Here is a 646-nt window from a genome sequence, read left to right as displayed (position 1 = left end):
AGGCACTGTTGCAAATAGGCTGACATGATAAGCTAAATATCTTATTTATTTCGAGATACAGCAGATGAATCCCTTCCACGGTCGGCACTTTCAAGGTGAAATCATTCTTTGGGCTGTTCGTTGGTATTGTAAATATGGCATCAGCTATCGTGAACTTCAAGAAATGCTCGCTGAACGAGGCATAAATGTGGATCACAGTACAATTTATCGTTGGGTTCAGCGTTATGCTCCAGAAATGGAAAAACGGTTACGCTGGTATTGGCGTAATCCTACAGATTTACATTCATGGCATATGGATGAGACTTATATCAAAGTGAAGGGGCGATGGACTTACCTGTATCGTGCAGTTGATCAACGGGGTCATACGATTGACTTTTACCTTTCCGCTAGACGGAACAGTAAATCAGCCTATAGTTTTCTAGGAAAGATCTTCAATACGGTGAAAAAATGGCAAATTCCACGGGTCATCAATACAGATAAAGCAGCGACCTATGGCCATGCTTTATCACGATTAAAGCGAGAAGGAAAATGTCCAGTAGATATTGAGCACAGGCAGATTAAGTATAAAAATAACGTGATTGAATGTGATCATGGTAAGTTAAAGCGGATAATCAGGGCCACATTAGGATTCAAATCTATGAAGACT

General features: G+C 40.4%; 1 protein-coding gene. It reads left to right on the top strand.

From position 1 onward, the window contains the following. Positions 1 to 64: 64 nt before the first annotated feature. Positions 65 to 646: IS6-like element IS1008 family transposase (locus D7V20_RS19385; RefSeq protein ID WP_120385420.1), on the top strand; the 582-nt coding region annotated here is incomplete at its 3' end.

It is taken from the genome of Acinetobacter rongchengensis (assembly GCF_003611475.1).
GTDB lineage: Bacteria > Pseudomonadota > Gammaproteobacteria > Pseudomonadales > Moraxellaceae > Acinetobacter > Acinetobacter rongchengensis.
The sequence above is the reverse complement of the archived record's forward strand: the minus strand, read 5'-3'. Positions and strand labels throughout refer to the sequence as shown.